Source organism: Mycobacterium sp. E3251 (assembly GCF_001666835.1).
Taxonomy (GTDB): domain Bacteria; phylum Actinomycetota; class Actinomycetes; order Mycobacteriales; family Mycobacteriaceae; genus Mycobacterium.
The window spans coordinates 1-740 of the sequence record NZ_LZJF01000157.1 but is presented as its reverse complement, the minus strand read 5'-3'; the positions used below and the strand labels follow the sequence as shown (position 1 = coordinate 740).

The following is a 740-nucleotide window of genomic DNA, read 5'->3' as shown; positions in this document are numbered from 1 at the left end:
TCGTCGTCGGTATCGGTGGTCAGCTCCATGGTCAGCGTCCCGACAAAGGGGCGCTGGCCGCTCCACTTCGCCCATTCGTCGGCCAGCCCGGGAAAGCACACTTTGTCATAGGCCTGGATCTCCAACGCGCCGCGGGCCGTCATCCGTTGCGGCGCGGGACCTTTTGCCTTCGGCAGACCGAATGCGCGGCGCTGCGCGTCCTCGGCCTTCTTGGTCACCCGCCACTGGACCCAGTCCAGCGTGGCCATCGCGGAGCGGACTAGCAGCGCCGGCAGGTTCGGGGCGAGCTGGCCGTTCGGTCGCATCGGGAAATAGTGCATCGTGGCCAACGGGAGCTTGAGATACTCCGCCACGTCCGCCGCGACCCCCGGAAAGCCCGGGCCGGTGAACACGAGATCGGCACCCTCCGACAGCGATGTCAGCGTCGCGCTCATGTCCGCCCAGGACCGGACCAGCAGGAGGGCTTTTGGGACACGGATTTCCTCGCCAAGTTATGGGACTTTCCCGAAGTTAGACGGCGGTGGCGGGAAGCCCAGGACATGCTGGTCCGGTCCTGGGCGGACATGAGCGCGACGCTGACATCGCTGTCGGAGGGTGCCGATCTCGTGTTCACCGGCCCGGGCTTTCCGGGGGTCGCGGCGGACGTGGCGGAGTATCTCAAGCTCCCGTTGGCCACGATGCACTATTTCCCGATGCGACCGAACGGCCAGCTCGCCCCGAACCTGCCGGCGCTGCTAGTC

The 740-nt window shown here is 66.9% G+C and carries 2 pseudogenes; one reads left to right on the top strand and one right to left on the bottom strand.

The features are described 5' to 3' along the window. Positions 1 to 443: pseudogene (locus A5697_RS19305) on the bottom strand (glycosyl transferase family 1); the annotation flags it as partial. 96 nt (positions 444 to 539) lie between these two features. Here A5697_RS19305 and A5697_RS27340 point away from each other — a divergent pair. Then, positions 540 to 740, top strand: a pseudogene (locus A5697_RS27340) (glycosyl transferase family 1); the annotation flags it as partial.